Annotated in this window: 14 protein-coding genes and 1 other RNA gene; 4 read left to right on the forward strand and 11 right to left on the reverse strand. The window is 60.3% G+C overall.

Translation table 11 applies throughout. From position 1 onward, the window contains the following. Positions 1-105: 105 nt before the first annotated feature. Complete coding sequence (hemN, locus tag HUW52_RS21775; RefSeq protein ID WP_175554882.1) at positions 106-1,488, forward strand: oxygen-independent coproporphyrinogen III oxidase; 1,383 nt, start codon at positions 106-108, stop codon at positions 1,486-1,488. Here hemN and HUW52_RS21780 read toward each other — a convergent pair. Next, positions 1,485-1,967: a hypothetical protein gene (locus HUW52_RS21780; protein ID WP_175554883.1), complete on the reverse strand. Its 483-nt coding sequence runs from the start codon at positions 1,965-1,967 to the stop codon at positions 1,485-1,487. The genes hemN and HUW52_RS21780 overlap by 4 nt on opposite strands. Positions 1,968-2,121: 154 nt before the next feature. Between HUW52_RS21780 and fnr the strand changes: the two genes are divergently transcribed. After that, on the forward strand, positions 2,122-2,856 hold the full coding sequence (gene fnr / locus HUW52_RS21785; RefSeq protein ID WP_016984742.1) for a fumarate/nitrate reduction transcriptional regulator Fnr: 735 nt from the start codon (positions 2,122-2,124) through the stop codon (positions 2,854-2,856). Between the two features lie 78 nt (positions 2,857-2,934). Next, positions 2,935-3,483 (forward strand): adenine phosphoribosyltransferase, encoded by a 549-nt coding sequence (locus HUW52_RS21790; RefSeq protein WP_016984743.1) that lies wholly within the window; start codon positions 2,935-2,937, stop codon positions 3,481-3,483. 110 nt (positions 3,484-3,593) lie between these two features. Here the strand turns inward: HUW52_RS21790 and HUW52_RS21795 are convergent, their stop codons facing one another. From HUW52_RS21795 to dnaX, 5 genes are all read right to left on the reverse strand, one after another. Next, positions 3,594-4,742, reverse strand: coding sequence for an acyl-CoA dehydrogenase family protein (locus HUW52_RS21795; RefSeq protein ID WP_016984744.1), 1,149 nt, complete (start codon positions 4,740-4,742; stop codon positions 3,594-3,596). Positions 4,743-4,899: 157 nt separating this feature from the next. Beyond that, the gene (gene recR, locus HUW52_RS21800) at positions 4,900-5,502 is read right to left on the reverse strand and encodes a recombination mediator RecR (protein ID WP_007918335.1); all 603 of its coding nucleotides are present in this window, start codon (positions 5,500-5,502) and stop codon (positions 4,900-4,902) included. Positions 5,503-5,568: 66 nt separating this feature from the next. Then, positions 5,569-6,603, reverse strand: a complete 1,035-nt coding sequence (locus tag HUW52_RS21805) for an NADP-dependent oxidoreductase (RefSeq protein WP_175554884.1) — start codon at positions 6,601-6,603, stop codon at positions 5,569-5,571. Between the two features lie 264 nt (positions 6,604-6,867). Then, entirely contained in the window at positions 6,868-7,206 is a 339-nt protein-coding gene (locus HUW52_RS21810; RefSeq protein WP_016984747.1) for a YbaB/EbfC family nucleoid-associated protein, read from the reverse strand. A gap of 66 nt (positions 7,207-7,272) precedes the next feature. Then, on the reverse strand, positions 7,273-9,369 hold the full coding sequence (gene dnaX / locus HUW52_RS21815; RefSeq protein ID WP_016984748.1) for a DNA polymerase III subunit gamma/tau: 2,097 nt from the start codon (positions 9,367-9,369) through the stop codon (positions 7,273-7,275). Positions 9,370-9,514: 145 nt separating this feature from the next. Between dnaX and HUW52_RS21820 the strand changes: the two genes are divergently transcribed. After that, positions 9,515-10,264, forward strand: coding sequence for an ABC transporter substrate-binding protein (locus HUW52_RS21820; RefSeq protein ID WP_175554885.1), 750 nt, complete (start codon positions 9,515-9,517; stop codon positions 10,262-10,264). Between the two features lie 196 nt (positions 10,265-10,460). On the opposite strand, the gene ffs is transcribed toward HUW52_RS21820, so the two are convergent. From ffs to smc, 5 genes are all read right to left on the reverse strand, one after another. Next, an RNA gene (ffs, locus tag HUW52_RS21825) (signal recognition particle sRNA small type) lies at positions 10,461-10,557 on the reverse strand. Between the two features lie 134 nt (positions 10,558-10,691). Next, the gene (locus tag HUW52_RS21830; protein ID WP_175554886.1) at positions 10,692-11,855 is read right to left on the reverse strand and encodes a putative zinc-binding metallopeptidase; all 1,164 of its coding nucleotides are present in this window, start codon (positions 11,853-11,855) and stop codon (positions 10,692-10,694) included. Between the two features lie 83 nt (positions 11,856-11,938). Then, the gene (gene ligA / locus HUW52_RS21835; protein ID WP_175554887.1) at positions 11,939-14,296 is read right to left on the reverse strand and encodes an NAD-dependent DNA ligase LigA; all 2,358 of its coding nucleotides are present in this window, start codon (positions 14,294-14,296) and stop codon (positions 11,939-11,941) included. Between the two features lie 88 nt (positions 14,297-14,384). Further along, positions 14,385-15,248, reverse strand: coding sequence for a cell division protein ZipA (gene zipA, locus HUW52_RS21840; RefSeq protein ID WP_016985176.1), 864 nt, complete (start codon positions 15,246-15,248; stop codon positions 14,385-14,387). A 259-nt stretch (positions 15,249-15,507) separates the two neighbouring features. Beyond that, positions 15,508-18,996, reverse strand: a complete 3,489-nt coding sequence (gene smc, locus HUW52_RS21845) for a chromosome segregation protein SMC (protein ID WP_175554888.1) — start codon at positions 18,994-18,996, stop codon at positions 15,508-15,510. Positions 18,997-18,998: the final 2 nt, after the last annotated feature.

Raw genomic sequence — 18,998 nt, forward strand, 5'->3', positions numbered from 1 at the left:
CCTGCATGATCAACACACCTCTCCCCGTTGATGCAAATCAACAGCCCCACCACCGCACCCCGATAGACTCGCTCACACTGCCAGCCTATCCGGGGGAACGCCCGCATGCTCGACGCCATTCGTTGGGACTCTGATCTGATCCGCCGCTACGACCTGGCGGGGCCGCGCTACACCTCTTATCCGACGGCCGTGCAATTCCACAGTCAGGTCGGCACCTTCGACTTGTTCCATGCCCTGCGCGACAGCCGCAAAGCCCTGCGCCCCTTGTCGCTGTACGTGCATGTGCCGTTCTGCGCGAACATTTGCTACTACTGCGCCTGCAACAAAGTCATCACCAAGGATCGCGGCCGCGCGCTGCCGTACTTGCAGCGGCTGGAGCAGGAAATCCAGCTGATCGCCTGTCATCTCGACCCGGCACAGAAAGTCGAACAACTGCACTTTGGTGGCGGCACGCCGACCTTTCTCAGCCACGACGAACTACGGCAGTTGATGGCGCACCTGCGCAAACATTTCAATCTGCTGGATGACGACTCCGGCGACTACGGCATCGAGATCGACCCGCGCGAAGCCGACTGGTCGACCATGGGCCTGCTGCGCGAACTCGGTTTCAACCGGGTCAGCATCGGCCTGCAAGACCTCGATCCGGCGGTGCAGCGCGCGGTCAATCGTCTGCAAAGTCTGGAAGAAACCCGTGCGGTGATCGATGCCGCGCGCACCCTGCAATTTCGTTCAATCAATATCGACTTGATCTACGGCTTGCCCAAACAGACCCCGGAAAACTTCGCCCGCACCGTCGAGGAAGTGATCAGCCTGCAACCGGATCGACTCTCGGTGTTCAACTATGCGCACCTGCCGGAGCGTTTCATGCCGCAGCGGCGGATCAATGGCAATGAGTTGCCGGCGCCGGCGCAGAAGCTGGAAATGCTCGAGCGCACCATCGAACAGCTCACCGCCGCTGGCTATCGTTACATCGGCATGGATCACTTCGCCCTGCCCGATGATGAGCTGGCGATTGCCCAGGAAGAGCAGACCCTGCAACGCAACTTCCAGGGTTACACCACCCACGGTCATTGCGATTTGATTGGTCTGGGGGTGTCGGCCATTAGTCAGATCGGCGACCTTTACTGCCAGAACAGCAGCGACCTCAACGCCTATCAGAACACCCTCGCTGCCGCGCAACTGGCGACCAGCCGGGGTCTGGTGTGCAACGCCGATGATCGCTTGCGGCGTGCGGTGATCCAGCAACTGATCTGCAATTTCAGCCTGGAATTCGCCGAGATCGAGCAGCAGTTCAACATCGATTTTCAGGGTTATTTCGGCGCGCTGTGGCCGCAACTGCAAGGCATGGCCAGCGATGGCCTGATAGAGCTGGATCGCGAACGAATCGAGGTGTTGCCGGCGGGGCGTCTGCTGGTGCGCTCGGTATGCATGGTGTTTGATGCCTACCTTGAGCAGCAGAACCGCCAGCGTTTCTCGCGGGTGATTTAGTTTTTCATCAGCAGCGAGCCGACTTTCATATTCTGATCCGCAGTCAGGCCCGACTGCCCGACCACTTTGGACAGGGCAAGATTGGCCGTGATCAACCCGGTGTTCAACGCGGCAATGGCGCCGCGCAGACTGGCAACCTTGATGATTTTTTCTTCGTTGGAAAGACGCTTGTCGGCCATGATCGCTTCGATAAGCGCCTTTTTCTCGGCGATCTGTTTTTGCAGTTTGCGGATCATCTTCAGCAATTGCTGGATGTTCTCAGGCAATCCGCTATCGTCGATGTCGCTGTTTTCGCCACCGACACTGGCGGCTTTTTCAATCGATGCACCGGACAGCGACACTTTGACGCCCTCGACCAAGGTCGGGGTTGCCTCTTCGGTCGAGCTGGGGTCGTGTGCATTGCCTGACGAAGTTTTAAACGTGTCCGGCACTGCCACAACGTCGCTGTTACCGGGGCCCAGCGTGCCAATGGCGGCCATCGAATCGTTCCTTGTATGCACTTTGTTACCTGTTTATCGGCTGCTGGCCCTGTGGCTTTATGGCTGTAGGGCAAAGTCGCCCCAGACTGGCCTGAATGTCCTCCCGTGGGTTACCCTTACGTCTTATGTGTGTTTTCCCACAAGGATCTAAGAAATGTCCGAGCCAGTTAAACTGCGCGCTCACAACCAGGCCCATTGCAAGGATTGCAGCCTGGCCCCTCTCTGCCTGCCACTTTCTCTGAATCTGGAAGACATGGATGCGCTGGACGAAATCGTTAAACGCGGCCGCCCGCTGAAAAAGGGCGAGTTCCTGTTCCGCCAGGGCGACACGTTCGATTCCGTTTATGCAGTACGCTCCGGCGCCCTGAAGACCTTCAGCCTGAGTGACAGCGGCGAAGAACAGCTCACCGGTTTCCACTTGCCGAGCGAACTGGTCGGCCTGTCCGGCATGGACACCGAGAAACACCCGGTCTCCGCCCAGGCACTGGAAACCACCTCGGTCTGCGAAATCCCTTTTGAACGCCTCGACGAACTGGCCCTGCAATTGCCGCAGCTGCGCCGCCAGTTGATGCGCGTGATGAGCCGGGAAATCCGCGACGACCAGCAAATGATGTTGTTGTTGTCGAAAAAAACTGCAGACGAGCGCATCGCCACCTTTCTGGTCAACCTCTCGGCACGCTTCCGCGCTCGCGGTTTCTCCGCCAATCAGTTCCGCCTGAGCATGTCGCGCAACGAAATCGGCAATTACCTCGGCCTGGCGGTGGAAACCGTGTCCCGCGTCTTCACCCGTTTCCAGCAAAACGAACTGATCGCCGCCGAGGGCAAAGAGATTCATATCCTCGACCCGATCCAGCTCTGCGCACTGGCCGGCGGCTCGATCGACGGCTGATCTCGATCCGCGGTTGAGCGAAGCGTTTCAGCCGCGGGTATACTGCGCCGTTTGCAGCCCTGCCAGGACACCTCGACGATGGTCTTCGACTCCTTCGACATCAAATCGCTTATCCGCCCTGTGATCGACTTCCCGAAACCAGGCGTGATCTTTCGCGACATCACCCCGCTGTTTCAATCGCCCAAGGCCCTGCGCCTGGTGATGGACAGCTTCGCCCACCGCTACGTCGAAGCCGACTTCACCCACATCGGCGCGATGGACGCCCGTGGTTTCCTGATTGGTTCGGTGCTGGCCTATCAGTTGAACAAGCCGCTGGTGCTGTTTCGCAAACAAGGCAAACTGCCGGCGGACGTGCTGGCCGAGGGTTACGCAACCGAGTACGGCGAAGCGTTCCTCGAAGTGCACGCTGACAGCCTGTGTGAAGGCGACTCGGTGGTGATGTTCGATGACTTGATCGCCACGGGCGGCACGCTGATTGCGGCGGCCAACCTGATTCGCCGCATGGGCGCGCGGGTGCATGAGGCGGCGGCGATTATTGACTTGCCGGAGCTGCAAGGTTCGCAGCGCCTGCAGGACATGGGTATCCCTACTTTCTGCCTGACGCAGTTTGCACTGACTGATAAGTAAGCGGCGCCTGTTCCATCGCTTTCGCGAGCAAGCTCGCTCCCACAGGGGAACGCATTCCAACTGTGGGAGCGAGCTTGCTCGCGAAGGGGCCGGCAGCCTCACCGCAAAACCTAAAGCCCCATCTGCTTGCTGATGATCTCGTTCATCACCTCCCGCGTCCCGCCGCCAATCGACAAGATGCGGTTATCCCGATACAGCCGCTCCACCAGACTCTCGCGCATATAACCCAACCCACCAAGAATCTGCACCGCCTCGGTGGTAATCCGGTCGGAAGTATCCGTAGCAAAATTCTTCGCCATCGAAATCTCTTTGATCACGCTCTGCCCCGCCGCCATTTTCGCCGCTTGCCGGTAAGTGAATTCCCGCGAGACCTCCAGCGCGGTCGCCATCTCGGCGAGGCGATGCTTGATCACCTGAAATTTGCCGATCGGCTTGCCGAACGCCTCACGCTCGCGCGCCCATTTCAGGCTCTCTTCCAGTGCAAGCTGTGAGGTCATGTTGGCCATCAATGCCAACGCCAGCCGTTCGCTCTGAAAGTTGCCCATGATGCAGGCGAAGCCCATATTCTCGGCTCCGATCAGGTTGCCTACAGGTACACGACAATCGTCGAAGAACAATTCAGCCGTGTCCGACGCCCACCAGCCCATTTTCTTAAGCTGACGGCCAATGGTGAAGCCCGGCGTGCCCTTCTCGATCAACAACAGGCTGATGCCGCCGAATCCCGGCGCACCGGTACGCACCGCGACGGTGTAGAAATCGGCGCGTACGCCACTGGTGATAAAGGTTTTGCTGCCGCTTACCCGGTAGAACTCGCCGTCACGTACGGCGCGGGTTTGCAGGTTGGCAACGTCGGAGCCACCGCCGGGCTCGGTGACTGCCAAGGCACTGATCTTTTCGCCGCTGAGCACTTGTGGCACGACGCGGTCACGCACGTCGGGGCGAGCCCATTTGACGATCGGTGGCAGGCCGATATCCAGCGAGCCCAGCCCCGCTACCAGGCCGCCAGAGCCACAGCGCATCAATTCCTCACTGGCGGCGACCTTGGCGAACAAATCGCCTGCATGGCTGCCTCCCAGCGCTTCCGGGTAACCGATGCCAAGGATGCCCGCCGCGCCAGCCTTCAGGTACAACTCGCGGGGGAAGCTTTCGGCTTCTTCCCACTGATCGATGTCCGGCAGAATCTCGCGTTCGACGAAACGTCTGACGCTGTCGCGGACCAATTGGTGGCTGGGGTCGAAGTATTCCTGAAAGGCAGGCATGGGAGAGCTCCACGGAAGGGTTCGCCGAACTTAACCGAGCGCTTGCTTGGTTTACAAGATGCAGAAGATCAAAAGATCGCAGCCTTCGGCAGCTCCTACATTGGAAATACGCGTTTCCCTGTAGGAGCTGCCGAAGGCTGCGATCTTTTGATTTTTATCAGAGGGAAATCGGTTTACGCCCGGCAAACGAATGCGCCAGCGTGCCGCCATCAACCAGTTCCAGCTCACCACCCAACGGCACGCCGTGGGCAATCCGCGAAGCGATCAGGCCTTTATTGCTCAACAGCTGAGCAATGTAATGCGCCGTCGCTTCACCTTCCACCGTCGGGTTGGTCGCGAGGATGACTTCGGTAAACGTGCCCGCCTCTTCGATCCGCGTCATCAACTGCGGAATACCGATCGCCTCCGGCCCCAGGCCATCGAGCGGCGACAAATGCCCCTTGAGCACAAAGTAGCGGCCACGGAAACCGGTCTGCTCGACGGCATACACATCCATTGGCCCTTCCACCACACACAACAACGTGTCGTCACGGCGGGTATCGGCGCATTGCGGGCACAGATCGTCTTCGGTCAGCGTACGGCACTGGCGGCAGTGACCGACGCCTTCCATGGCCTGGCTGAGTGCCTGCGCCAGTCGCAAGCCGCCGCTGCGGTCACGCTCGAGCATCTGCAACGCCATGCGCTGGGCGGTCTTCTGACCCACGCCCGGCAAGGTGCGCAGCGCGTCGATCAGTTGGCGAATCAAAGGGCTGAAGCTCATGGGTAAAAAGTCCGACAAAACAACGAGACGCGGTTTATACCCGCGCCTCTGGCCAGCGTCAAATACTCAGTCCTGCGCAACCCGCACCACCAGTTTGCCGAAGTTGCGCCCCTCGAGCAGACCGATAAACGCCTCGGGCGCCTGCTCCAGGCCATCGACCACGTCTTCACGGAATTTCACCTTGCCGTCGCGCACCCACGGCACCATGTGGCTGATGAATTCCGGCTGACGATCACCGTAGTCGTCAAACACGATGAAGCCCTGAATCCGCACGCGTTTGGTCAGCAGCGTGCGTTGCAGCAGCGGCAGACGATCCGGGCCTTGCGGCGCTTCGGAGGCGTTGTAACCGGCGATCAGGCCACACAACGGGATTCGCGCCTTGGCATTAAGCAGCGGCACTACCGCGTCGAACACATGACCACCGACGTTCTCGTAATAGATGTCGATGCCATCGGGGCAGGCCTTGGCCAGTTGCTCGGCGAAATCGGCCGCCTTGTGATCGATGCAGGCGTCAAAGCCCAGTTCCTCAACCACGTATTTGCACTTTTCGGCACCGCCGGCCACGCCGACCGTACGCAGGCCTTTGATCTTCGCCACTTGGCCGACCACCGAGCCCACTGCACCGGATGCAGCGGCTACGACCAGCGTTTCGCCTTCTTTAGGCTGACCGATGTCCATCAAACCCATGTACGCGGTCATGCCCGGCATGCCCAACACACCCAGCGCCATCGACGGGCTCGGTAACCCGGCAGGGATCGGAATGATGTTGCGCCCGTCGCTGATGCTGTGGCTTTGCCAACCGGTGGCGCCGACCACCAGATCGCCTTTGTGGAATTTTGGATGACGCGAATCCTCGACACGGCTGACGGCACCGCCGGTCATCACTTCGCCGATTTGTACCGGCGCAGCGTAGGACGGTGCGTCGCTCATGCGTCCGCGCATGTAGGGATCGAGGGACAGATAGAGGGTTTTCAGCAGTACCTCGCCATCCGCAAGATCCGGCAGCGCTTCGCGTTCGAGGCGGAAGTTTTCCGGGGTCGGCGCGCCGACCGGGCGCGAGGCGAGGACGAAGCGTTGGTTGAGCGTGAGAGGATCGGACATGTCAGCATCTCCTGTGAATAGTGAATTCAGCGGGTATAGGGAGCAGACCGTTGTGGCTTTTGCGCGTTCGATGTTTATTCAGTTGTACTGAGGTGAGTTCATTCGCGGGCAGGCTCGCTCCCACATTTGGGAAGCATTCCCCTGTGGGAGCGAGCCTGCTCGCGAAGGCGGCCTCAAAGACACCGCACCTCCAAGGGCCAGAAACAAAAATGCCAGGCGCAATGCCTGGCATTTTGTGTAGCTCATCTGTCGCCGAATGGCGAATCAGAATGGCAGTTTCATACCCGCTGGCAGGTTCATGCCGGCGGTCATGTTGCCCATTTTGTCCTGGCTGTTCTTTTCAATCTTGCGCACGGCGTCGTTGACGGCGGAGGCGATGACCGCTTCCAGCATTTCTTTGTCATCTTCGCTCATGCCTTCAACCAGGCTCGGGTCAATGCTCACGCTTTTGACGTCGTGACGACCGGTCATCACCACGGTGACCATGTCGCCGCCGGCCTTACCGGTGACTTCGGCGTTGGCCAGTTCTTCCTGCATCTTGGCCATTTTTTCCTGCATCTGCTGCGCCTGCTTCATCAGGCCGGCCATGCCACCTTTCATCATGGGAATCACCTCAAAGTACTTGGATCAAAACAGCGCCCGGCCAATGAAGCCGAGCACCTTCAGTTATTAGCCTTGGGCGACCAAGGCATCGACAGGTTCAATAGTATCGTGTCGCACCACCGCACCGAACTGCTGAACCATCTGCTGGATGAACGGATCGCCGTGGATCGACTCCTCCGCCTCGCGCTGACGGTTGGCACGACGGCGGGACGCGGCCTGGGCCGGGGTTTCCTGCTCGGGCTTGATCAGCTCGATGGTCAGGCTCAGCGTGCGGCCGTGGAACTGGTTCAACGCATCGTTGAGACGTCGCTGCTGCGTGGCGTTGAACAGTGCGCTGTGCGCCGGGTCGAGGTGCATCAGCCAATGATCGCCATCGACCGCAATCAGCGTGCAGTTGGCGGCGATGCTGCCGGTCATGCCGGAGATCGGCAGTTTCGGGAACAGCTCCAGCCATTGCAGCGCAAGACCTGTGGCCGGTGCCGCAGCCGGTTCCGGTTCAGGTTCCGGGGCAGGCTCGGCGGCGTGTTCGCTGGCCAGCTCGTCGAGGTAGCTGTAGGCCGAGTCGATGTCCGGCTCGATGTAATCCTCGTCCAGCGGCGGTTCGTCGTCCATGTCCATGCCCGGGGTAGCGGCATCGACCTCGGCGACCGACGGCTCGGGAATCGGTGCGGCGGCCCATTCTGGCGCCTCCGGAACGACGCTGTCCGGGGTCGGCAACGGCATCGGCGGCAAATCAGGTTGCTCGGCGGTGGTTTCCAGCACCGGTTCGACCGCAGGTTGCTGCGCGGGTTCGGGCTCTGGCTCCGCCTCGGGCTCTACCGGGTCATTCCACGGCAGGTCGACGTCGGCTTCGGCGACGACGGGCGCAGGCTCAGGTTCTGGCGCGGCAACAGGAGCGACCGGCGCGGGCTCGGGAGCCGGTGCTGGTATTGCCACGGGTGCCGGAGCTGGGGCCGGCGCAACCGCCGCAGCGACTACCGGCGCAGGTTTAGGCGCGGCAGCCACTGAGTTTGCGGAATCAACTGTGGCCTGGCTGATCCCCACTGGCTTTAGCGGTTGCCTCGGGGCGTCCGCGGTATCGGCGGGTCTGAAGGCCAGCATCCGCAGCAAGACCATTTCGAAACCACCGCGCGGATCCGGCGCCAGCGGCAAATCGCGGCGGCCGATCAGGCCCATCTGGTAATAGAACTGCACGTCTTCGGCCGGCAAGGCCTGCGCCAGTGCCAACACGCGATCGCGGTCGCCATGCCCGTTGTCGACGCCTTCCGGCAACGCCTGAGCGATAGCCACGCGGTGCAGCACGTTGAGAATTTCCGAGAGCACGCCATTCCAGTCCGGGCCTTGTTCGGCCAAGTGACGCACGGCTTCGAGCAACGCCTTGGCGTCGCCTTCGATCAACGAATGCAGGACGTCATAGACCTGACCGTGATCCAGCGTACCGAGCATCGCCCGCACGTCGGTAGCCAGAACCTTGCCTTCACCGAAGGCAATCGCCTGATCGGTCAGGCTCATGGCGTCCCGCATCGAACCGTCAGCGGCGCGACCGAGCAGCCACAGTGCATCGTCTTCGAACGGCACGTTTTCGGCGGTCAGTACGTGGGTCAAATGCTCGACCACACGTTCCGGCGTCATGTTCTTCAGCGAGAACTGCAGGCAGCGCGACAAAATCGTTGCCGGAAGTTTCTGCGGGTCAGTGGTCGCGAGGATGAACTTGACGTACGGCGGCGGCTCTTCGAGGGTTTTCAGCAGCGCATTGAAGGAATGGCTGGAAAGCATGTGCACTTCGTCGATCAGGTAGACCTTGAAGCGCCCACGGCTTGGCGCGTACTGCACGTTATCGAGCAGTTCGCGGGTGTCTTCGACCTTGGTGCGGCTCGCGGCGTCGATCTCGATCAGGTCGACGAAGCGACCCTCGTCGATTTCCCGACACACCGAGCACTCGCCGCACGGGCTGGACGTGATACCTGTCTCACAGTTCAGGCATTTGGCAATGATCCGCGCAATCGTGGTTTTACCCACCCCGCGCGTACCGGTGAACAGGTACGCGTGGTGCAGCCGCTGGCTGTCCAAGGCATTGATCAGAGCTTTGAGCACATGGGTCTGGCCGACCATTTCGCGGAACGAGCGCGGACGCCATTTACGTGCAAGAACCTGATAACTCATCGAAAACCGTCGCAACGAAGGAAGCTGAAGCGGCTAATGCTAGCGGAGCAAGGGCAAAATTGCATCCGGTGTCCTCGTCTAATATGGCTAAGCTGCATGAGCAGAGGCTTTTATCGGCTCGGGATCGGGAATTACCGGAGCGTTTATGCGGTGGGCCGTGGGGGCGTTGCTGGGAATCAGCCTGAACGTGACGGCAGCGGAAACCCCGTTGCGCTTCGCCATGCCTGACAGCTGGGCGATGCCGATGGTGCAATACGAACGCGGCCGACCGACGCAAGGCATTCTTTACGACCTGATGCTCAGCCTGGCCACGCAGGTCGGCGTACCGGCCGAGTTTCACGTGCTGCCCCGCGCCCGCGTGCAAACGTCGATGGAACATGGAGAGATCGACGTGCGCTGCTATGCCGCGCAGTCGTGGCTGCCGAATCAGTCGGGGGATTACATCTGGAGTCTTCCGCTGCTGTTTCAACGTGATCTGCTGATCAGCCGCAAGGATCAGCCGGCCAGTGCCGATCCCGCTCACCTGCCCCGCCAATCCATCGGCACCGTTCTTGGCTACACCTACCCGACTCTGCAACCGCTGTTCGATGCCGATCACCTGCAACGCGAAGATGCGCGCAATCAGGAGCAGGTGTTGGAGAAACTGCTGGCCGGGCGTTATCGCTATGCGGTGAGCAATCAGTGGACGCTGGACTGGTTCAACCAGCGCCTGCTCCCTGAGCAACAGTTGCAAGGGGTGGCGGTTTTGCAGGAGCAGAAAGTGGGTTGCTATGTGAGGAATGATCCGAAGGTGCCGGTGCAACGGATATTGCGCACGTTGCTGCGGATGAAAATGTCCGGGGAGATTGATGAGATTATCCGGCTCTATACCGGGTCCTCTGAAGCCACCCCATAACCCCTGTAGGAGTGAGCCTGCTCGCGATGGCGTCCTGTCTCCCAAACATGAGTTGACTGACCCACCGCCATCGCGAGCAGGCTCACTCCTACAAGGGATTTGTGCCGACCTGACAAATCGCAGGCACAAAAAAACCGCAGTGGGCGAAACCCATGCAGTTCTGGTTGAAGCGTTCGATTGTTCGTTAAGGTGGTAACCCCACCAGCCACACCCCGGCACACAATGTTCCCGCTGTGGCTGCTGCCTTCCGGCTCTGACCAGGTTCACGGGTAATCGTTGCGGGGGGACCGATGGGGTCACCATAACGACGCTTGCCTGTCGGCGAGCCGCGCCATTGTACCTATCTGAGACGAAGTTACAACCGTTGGTTGCAGATTAAAAATATGAACAAGGTCAAAGACATAAAGATCGCAGCCTGCGGCAGCGCCTACAGGGCCAGCACCTCGTCCGCCCTGCCGCCCGCCTGCTGGATCACCAGATGAATGAAGTGCAGCTTGGCAATCGCTGGGGCCGGCAGCACGAACGGGTAGAAATCCGGTTGGCCCATGCTGCGAGACAGTTCATTGAGCATCCCCGCCAGTTCGATCCACGCATTGACGAACGACAGAAACGCCTCGCCACCGGGATGCTCCGGGTCATACAGCGTGCTGGTCGGAAACGGCTGGTAGTCGAAATCCATTTCCCGCGCGCTCATGCCAAAACCCAGCGCCGTATCCACGGCGTCCATCATGTGCAGGTAATGCGCCCAGGTTTCCGCCCAGTCTTCCCACGGGTGCATGGTTGCGTAGGCGCTGACGTAGTGCTGTGGCCAGTCCAGCGGTGCGCCTTGTTGATAGTGACGATCAAGCGCCTCGGCGTAACTGGCGCGTTCGTCGCCGAACAGGCTGCGGAATGAATCAAGCCAGGGGCCGTTGGCGATCAGGCGATCCCAGTAGTAATGCCCGACCTCATGACGAAAATGCCCGAGCAACGTGCGATAGGGTTCGTGCATCGCCGCCCTCACCTGCTCGCGGTGGGCGTCGTCGGCTTCTTTGATGTCGAGGGTGATCAGGCCGTTGGCGTGGCCGGTCATCGGTGCGTTGCCTTCGAGGTCGACTCCAATGAAGTCGAAGGCCAACCCAGTGTCTTCATCGACGGTTTTCGGGATGACTTGCAGGCCGAGGGTGATCAGTTGCGCGACCAGTCGACGCTTGGCAATTTCGACCTTGCGCCAGCGTTCGGGATTGTCCGGGGCGGACAGGTCGGGGATGGTGCGATTGAGGCTGCAGGCGACGCACAGGCTGTCGTGATCGTTGGCCGGCAGCAGCCAGTTGCACGCGGCAGCGGTGTCGAGGTTGGCGCAACGGCGGAACAGTCCGGCGTCGGGGTCGGCGTCAAGCGCCCAGGTGCCCTCATACGGCCCCGGCTGCAGCGAGGTCAGGCGACTTTCCTCCGGCTGATAACCGAGCAAGGCGTTGCACGCCAGGCACTGACTGTTGCGAAAGAACAGCGACTGGCCGCAGCGGCACGGCCAGACTTTGCTGTTGCGTGAGGATTCGCCCACGAACGGCGCGATGATGCGAGAACTGAGCTGTTCGAAAAAGCGGTGCATGGCGATCTCTCCCTGGGGCTTGCCAAGACTAGATCATTCCCGTGACAACATCGTTCCCGCGCTGTGTTTGCGATCTTTTGATCTTAAACGGCGACGCCGTGAGTTTTGAGGAAGGCGATGAAGGTTTCTTCGTCCATCACTTTCACGCCCAGCTCATTGGCTTTGGTCAATTTGGAACCGGCGCCGGGGCCCGCGACTACGCAATGAGTCTTCGCCGACACCGAACCCGCGACCTTGGCGCCGAGGCTTTCCAGATGTTCCTTGGCAACATCACGGCTCATCAACTCGACCTTGCCGGTCAGCACCCAGGTCTCGCCGGACAGCGGCAAGCCTTCGACGACTTTCCTCTCGCTCTGCCAGTGCATGCCGAAATCACGCAGTTGTTTCTCGGATTCCTTAGCCAGTTGCCAATTGTTCGCCCACTTGAAGAAATCACGCACCGAATTCGCCTGTTTCTCCGGCAAGGCCTGACGCATGTCCAGCCAGTCGGCATTCATCACCGCTTCGAGCGAACCAAACTTGTCCGCCAGTTTCTGCGCGCCACCCGGGCCGACCGAAGGAATGTGCAACTTGTCGAGAAAGCCCCCGAGCGTGGTGCTGGCAGCAAACTCGGCGCCCAACTCACCTTGATCCTGAATCTGCAAACCATGACCCAGCAATTCAGTAATCACCTGCTGGTTATGCGCATCTTCAAAGAAGCTGTGAATCTCGTGCGCCACTTCCAGACCGACATCCGGCAGGTAGGTCAGCACTTGCGGCAGCGCCTGCTGCACGCGCTCCAGCGAACCCAGCGAGCGCGCCAGCACCTTGGCGGTCTCCTCGCCGACATCGGGAATGCCCAGCGCATAGATGAAACGCGCCAGCCCCGGCTTCTTGCTGTCTTCGATGGCCGCGAGCAGCTTGTTGCTCGACACCTCGGCAAAACCTTCCAGATCAACGATGTCGTCAAACTTCAGCGCATACAGATCCGCCGGCGAACTGACCAGACCTTCATCGACCAGTTGCTCAACGCTCTTGTCACCCAGACCTTCGATGTCCATCGCCCGACGCGAGACGAAATGAATGATGGCCTGCTTGAGTTGCGCGCCACAGGCCAGACGTCCGACGCAGCGATACACCGCGCCTTCGCTGACCGTCTCCTTGCCTTTGCTGCGCTTGATCAGTTGCGTACGCTCGACGTGCGAACCGCACACCGGGCAACTCTCGGGAATCTGCACTGCGCGCGCGTTTTCCGGACGGCGATCCATGACCACCTGCACCACTTGCGGAATCACATCACCGGCACGGCGAATGATCACGGTATCGCCGATCATCAGGCCCAGACGCGCGACTTCGTCCATGTTGTGCAGCGTGGCGTTGGCCACGGTGACACCGGCAACCTTGACCGGTTTCAGACGCGCCACTGGCGTCACGGCGCCAGTGCGGCCCACCTGGAATTCCACGTCGAGCAACTCGGTGAGCTCTTCCATCGCCGGAAATTTGTGCGCGATCGCCCAACGCGGCTCACGAGCACGGAAGCCCAGTTCACGCTGATCGGCAATGCTGTTGACCTTGAACACCACGCCATCGATTTCATACGTCAGCGAGTTACGCCGCGCGCCGATGTCGCGGTAGTAATCCAGACACTCATCGATGCCTTTGGCCAATTTCAATTCATGGCTGATCGGCATGCCCCACTTCTGCAACTGCTTGAGGTTGCCGATGTGGGTGTCGGAAATATCGTGAGAAACCTGACCGATGCCATAGCAGCAGAATTCCAGCGGACGGTTAGCAGTGATCTTCGAATCGAGCTGACGCAAGCTGCCGGCCGCGGCGTTGCGCGGGTTGGCGAAGGTCTTGCCGCCAACTTCCAGTTGCGAGGCGTTGAGGCGTTCGAAACCGGCCTTGGACATGAACACTTCACCGCGCACCTCCAGCGTCGCCGGCCAGCCTTCGCCGTGCAGCTTCAGCGGAATATTGCGCACGGTGCGCACGTTGACGCTGATGTCTTCGCCGGTAGTGCCGTCGCCGCGTGTGGCGCCGCGTACCAGCACGCCGTCCTGATAGAGCAGACTGACCGCCAGGCCATCGAGTTTCGGCTCGCAGCTGTATTCCACCGCCGCACTGCCGCCGAACAGATCGCCGACCGGCAGATCCAGACCTTCAGTGACGCGGCGATCGAACTCGCGCATGTCAGTTTCTTCGAAGGCGTTGCCGAGGCTGAGCATCGGCACTTCGTGACGCACCTGAGTGAACGCGGTCAGCGCCACGCTGCCGACGCGCTGGGTCGGCGAGTCGCGGGTGATCAGTTCCGGGTTGGCCGCCTCCAGCGCCTTGAGCTCGTGGAACAACCGGTCGTACTCGGCGTCCGGAATGCTCGGCTCATCGAGGACGTGATAACGGTAGTTGTGCTGATCGAGTTCAGCGCGCAGTTCAAGAATGCGGTTTTTGGCGGCGGTCATGGGGTGTTCTCTCGTAAAGCAAAAGAGCAGCCGAGGCTGCTCAATCTATATTGCCGACTGCCTCTTTATAGCGAGGCAATCTTTTCAATCAGCGCTTCTGGGTCAGGGCGCGGCGTTCGAATTCAACGATGCGCTGACGGTAGTGCTCGATGGTCTGCGCGGTCAGAACACTGCGCTGGTCATCTTTCAGCTCGCCGTTCAATTCCTGCGACAGCTTGCGGGCTGCGGCCACCATCACGTCGAAAGCCTGCTTCGGATGACGCGGGCCGGGCAGGCCGAGGAAGAAGCTCACCGCCGGGGTGCTGAAATGGTCGATGTCGTCCAGATCGAAGATGCCCGGCTTGACCGCATTGGCCATGGAGAACAGCACTTCACCGTTGCCGGCCATGCTTTCGTGACGGTGGAAAATATCCATCTCGCCAAAACGCAGACCGCTTTCCAGGATGTTCTGCAACAGCGCCGGGCCTTTGAAGCCGGCAGCGTCGCGGCAGATCACACTGATGACCAAGACTTCTTCGGCTTGCGGCTGGTCTTTGTCGACCGGCGCCGGCGCTGGCTTGGTGCCTTCAACGAAATCGTCGTCACGGCTGCTGAAGCTCGGGCCGCCGTCCAGATCCAGGTCGAGGTTCAGGTCGCCCTGAGCCGGGCCGTTGCCGCCACGCTTGCCACGTTTCGAGCCGGACTCGCGAGGCTCGCGTGCTTCGCGGGCCGGCATGCTCACCGACGGCAGGTCGTGTTCATCCAGTTGCGGCTCTTGATGCGTATCCAGTACACGGGCCGGGCCCAACAGCTCAGCGCTGGTGTCCTCGTCCGGCAGGTTGGACAGACTTCGGTCAAGACGGAATTTCAGTTTTCCCTTGCCGCCGCGCATACGGCGCCAGCCATCGAAAAGAATACCGGCTATCACAATGATGCCGATGACGATCAGCCACTCGCGCAGACCGATTTCCATGTAATCCCGTGCCTCTATAAAAAATGCTGAAAAATAAGGGGTTTACATTGTGCAAACCGCTTTAAAACGTGGCGCCAACTCTATGTTCTGACAGGCGTTTTGCCCACGTATACGAAAAATTGACATTAAACTAGCACGACCAAAGACAACTTTACACCGTCTGTCTCATTGGCTTGCACGAATATGTCGATTGGCCAGCAAGTCGAACCCGGTAAAAAAGTCCTACAGCCCTCAATTACCTTTCCGACACCACGCTGGCTCAGGCGTCCACCATCGCCATCGCCTCCTCGACATCCACGGCTACCAGTCGCGAACAACCCGGTTCATGCATCGTCACGCCCATCAACTGCTCGGCCATTTCCATGGCAATCTTGTTGTGGGTGATATAGATGAACTGCACGGTCTGCGACATCTCTTTGACCAAGCGTGCGTAGCGTCCAACGTTAGCGTCATCCAGTGGCGCGTCAACCTCATCGAGCATGCAGAACGGCGCCGGGTTCAATTTGAAGATGGCAAAAACCAGTGCCAGTGCGGTCAGGGCTTTTTCCCCGCCGGAGAGCAAATGGATGGTGCTGTTCTTCTTCCCTGGCGGCTGCGCCATGATCGTTACCCCTGTATCGAGTAGATCTTCGCCCGTCAGTTCCAAATACGCCCGTCCACCACCGAAAACTTTTGGAAAAAGTGCCTGTAAACCGCCATTGATCTGATCAAAGGTATCTTTGAAGCGGTTGCGGGTTTCCTTGTCGATCTTGCGAATGACGTTCTCGAGGGTCTCCAGCGCTTCGACCAGATCGGCGTCCTGCGCATCCAGATAACGTTTACGCTCGGATTGTTGCGTGTATTCGTCGATGGCCGCGAGGTTGATCGCGCCCAGGCGCTGAATCCGCGCGTTGATGCGTTCGAGTTCTTCTTCGGCTTCGCGTTCACTGGCTTGCGCGGTTAATGTCGCGAGCACGCCATTCAGATCGTAGCCGTCCTCGAGCAGTTGATCCTGCAAGGCCTTGCGGCGCACGGTCAGCGCTTGCCATTCCATACGCTGCTGTTCGAGTTGGCCGCGAATCAGCTGCGATTGCTGCTCGGCCTGAGTCCGGCGTTTTTCCGCGTCGCGCAATTCGCGGTCGGCGTCTTCGAGGGCGATCTGCGCGGTCTTGAGTTCTTCGTCGACGGTCATGCGCTTGTCGAGCAGTTCTTCAAGTTTCAGGCGCAGCTCTTCCAGCGGTGCCTCGCCCTCCTCCAGATTCAGACTCAACTGTTCGCGTTTTTCCGTCAGGCGTTCTGCCTGCATTTCCAGGCGCTCAAGGGCCTGACGCGTGGAATCGTGCTGCGCGCGCAACGAGCCAAGACGCACGGCCAGTTGATGGGCGTGATCCTTGTGCTGGCGCGCTTCCTGGCGCACACGATCGAGGCGTTCGCGCAGGCTGTCGCGCTGGGCCAGCAGCAACTCGCGCTGCTCGGTGTCCAGCGCCATGGCATCCAGCGCTTCCTGCAATTGCATGCGCGCTTCGCCGACTTGTTCGTGCTCGAGTTCGCGTTGCTCGGCGAGCTCGACCAGTTCTTCATCGAGACGCGTGCGGCGCAAGGTCAGTTGCTCGGCCTTGGCTTTGCCGGCCGACAACTGCGCTTTCAATTCGCCCTGCTGACGTGCTTCGTCTTGCAGCAAACGACGCAAATGTTCGCGGCCGTTTTCCTGCTGACGCTGTTGCGCGCGCAGGGTTTGCAGACGGGTTTCCATGGCCTCGACCGTGGCTTCTTTCTCTTCGCGTTCGAGGTGCAGCGCTTCGATTTCCTGGCCACGGGCGAGCATGCCGCTTTCCGCTTCGCTGGCCCGTCGTACGCGTAAAAAGTGCCGACCGACCCAGTAACCGTCGCGGCTGATCAGGCTCTCGCCAGCGCTCAACTGTCCGCGCAAAGCCAAGGCCTGTTCAAGGCTATCGACCGGTTTGACCTGACCGAGCCACGGCGACAGATCGATCTGCGCGTCGACCTTGTCCAGCAAACTGCCGGCGACGCGCACGCCATCGCTGGCCGGGCTGAGCAGGCGTAGATCGCCCTGAGTGAACCCGGACAAATCGAAGCCGCTGAAGTCGTCGACCAGCACCGCTTGCAGATCGGCGCCGAGCACGGTCTCTACCGCCAGCTCCCAACCGGCCTCGACCTTCAGGCCTTCGGCCAGACGCGGGCGCTCGGCGAGGTTGTGTTCCTTCAGCCATTCGGCGGTGCCGGTGCCTGGGTCGAGCGCGGCTTGCTGCAGAGCTTCAAGGGAAGCCAGACGACCATTGAGGCGCTGCAAATCACCCTGCGCCTGTTGCTGCGCGGTCAGCGCTTGCTGCAATTCCTGGCGCAGCTGTTCGAGTTTTTCGACCTGCGCCTCTTCGCTGGTCTGCAAATCTTCGAGGGTCGCTTCGGACTCGGCGAGCTGCTCGTTGAGTTCCATGATCGCCGCGTCTTCCGGATCGGCCGAGAGCAACGCGCGCTCTTCGCCGAGACGCTTTTGCCGATCAGCGAGACGCTCCATGCTGGTTTCCAGCTGCTGGATGCGCGACTGCTGCACTTCGGCCTGACGACGCGGTTCGGCGGCGGTCAGGTTGAAGGCGTCCCACTGTTCTTGCCAGCCGTGCATGACGGATTCGGAATCTTCCAGCGCAGCGGCGGCTTCTTCGGCGGCGGCGCTGGTGACTTCCTGCTCGGGCACGAGCATGTCCAGCTCTTCGCCGAGGGTCAGCAGCAACGTGCGGTCGTGGCCCAGGTGCGACTCGGTTTCCAGGCGGGCGCGCTCGGCTTCTTTCAAGTCGTCCTGCAACTGCCGCAGACGTTGCTGGCCGTGCTGGATACTTTGCTCGACCCGGGCGATGTCGCCGCCGACCGAATAGAAGCGCCCCTGCACCAGATTGAAGCGTTCGGACAGGTCGTGGTGACCGTCGCGCAGGCGTTCGATAGCCGCGTCAGCGTTTCGCTGCTCGGCGACCAAGGCTTCGAAACTGATTTCCTGGGTGCCGATGATCGACTCGCGCTGGCCAACCTGATCGTTGAGATCCTGCCAGCGCAACGCCGACAGTTGCGCCTTGAGCTGACGCTCCTCGGCTTTGAATTCCTGATACTTCTTGGCGGCCTCGGCCTGGCGGTGCAGGCGTTCGAGTTGGCGTTCAAGCTCATCGCGCAGGTCAGTCAGACGCGCGAGGTTTTCGTGGGTGCGGCGGATACGGTTTTCAGTCTCGCGGCGGCGCTCTTTATATTTCGAGATGCCGGCCGCTTCTTCGATGAAGTTACGCAGGTCTTCGGGCTTGGATTCGATCAGCTTGGAGATCATCCCCTGCTCGATGATCGAATAGCTGCGCGGGCCCAGACCGGTGCCGAGGAAGATATCGGTGATATCGCGACGACGGCATTTGGTGCCGTTGAGGTAATACGTGGTCTGGCTGTCGCGGGTGACTTTGCGGCGAATGGAGATTTCCGCGTAGGCCGCGTACTCGCCTAGCAGCGTGCCGTCGGAGTTGTCGAAAACCAGCTCGATGCTGGCCTGACTCACCGGTTTGCGGCTGGTCGAGCCGTTGAAGATGACGTCCGTCATCGACTCGCCACGGAGGTTCTTCGCCGAACTCTCGCCCATCACCCAGCGTACGGCGTCGATGATGTTCGACTTGCCGCAACCGTTCGGCCCGACGACCGCCGCCATGTTACTGGGGAAGTTCACCGTGGTCGGGTCGACGAAGGATTTGAATCCCGCCAGTTTGATGCACTTGAGCCGCACGC

Origin of the sequence: Pseudomonas sp. 43A, from assembly GCF_013363935.1 — a bacterium.
Classification (GTDB): domain Bacteria; phylum Pseudomonadota; class Gammaproteobacteria; order Pseudomonadales; family Pseudomonadaceae; genus Aquipseudomonas; species Aquipseudomonas crudilactis.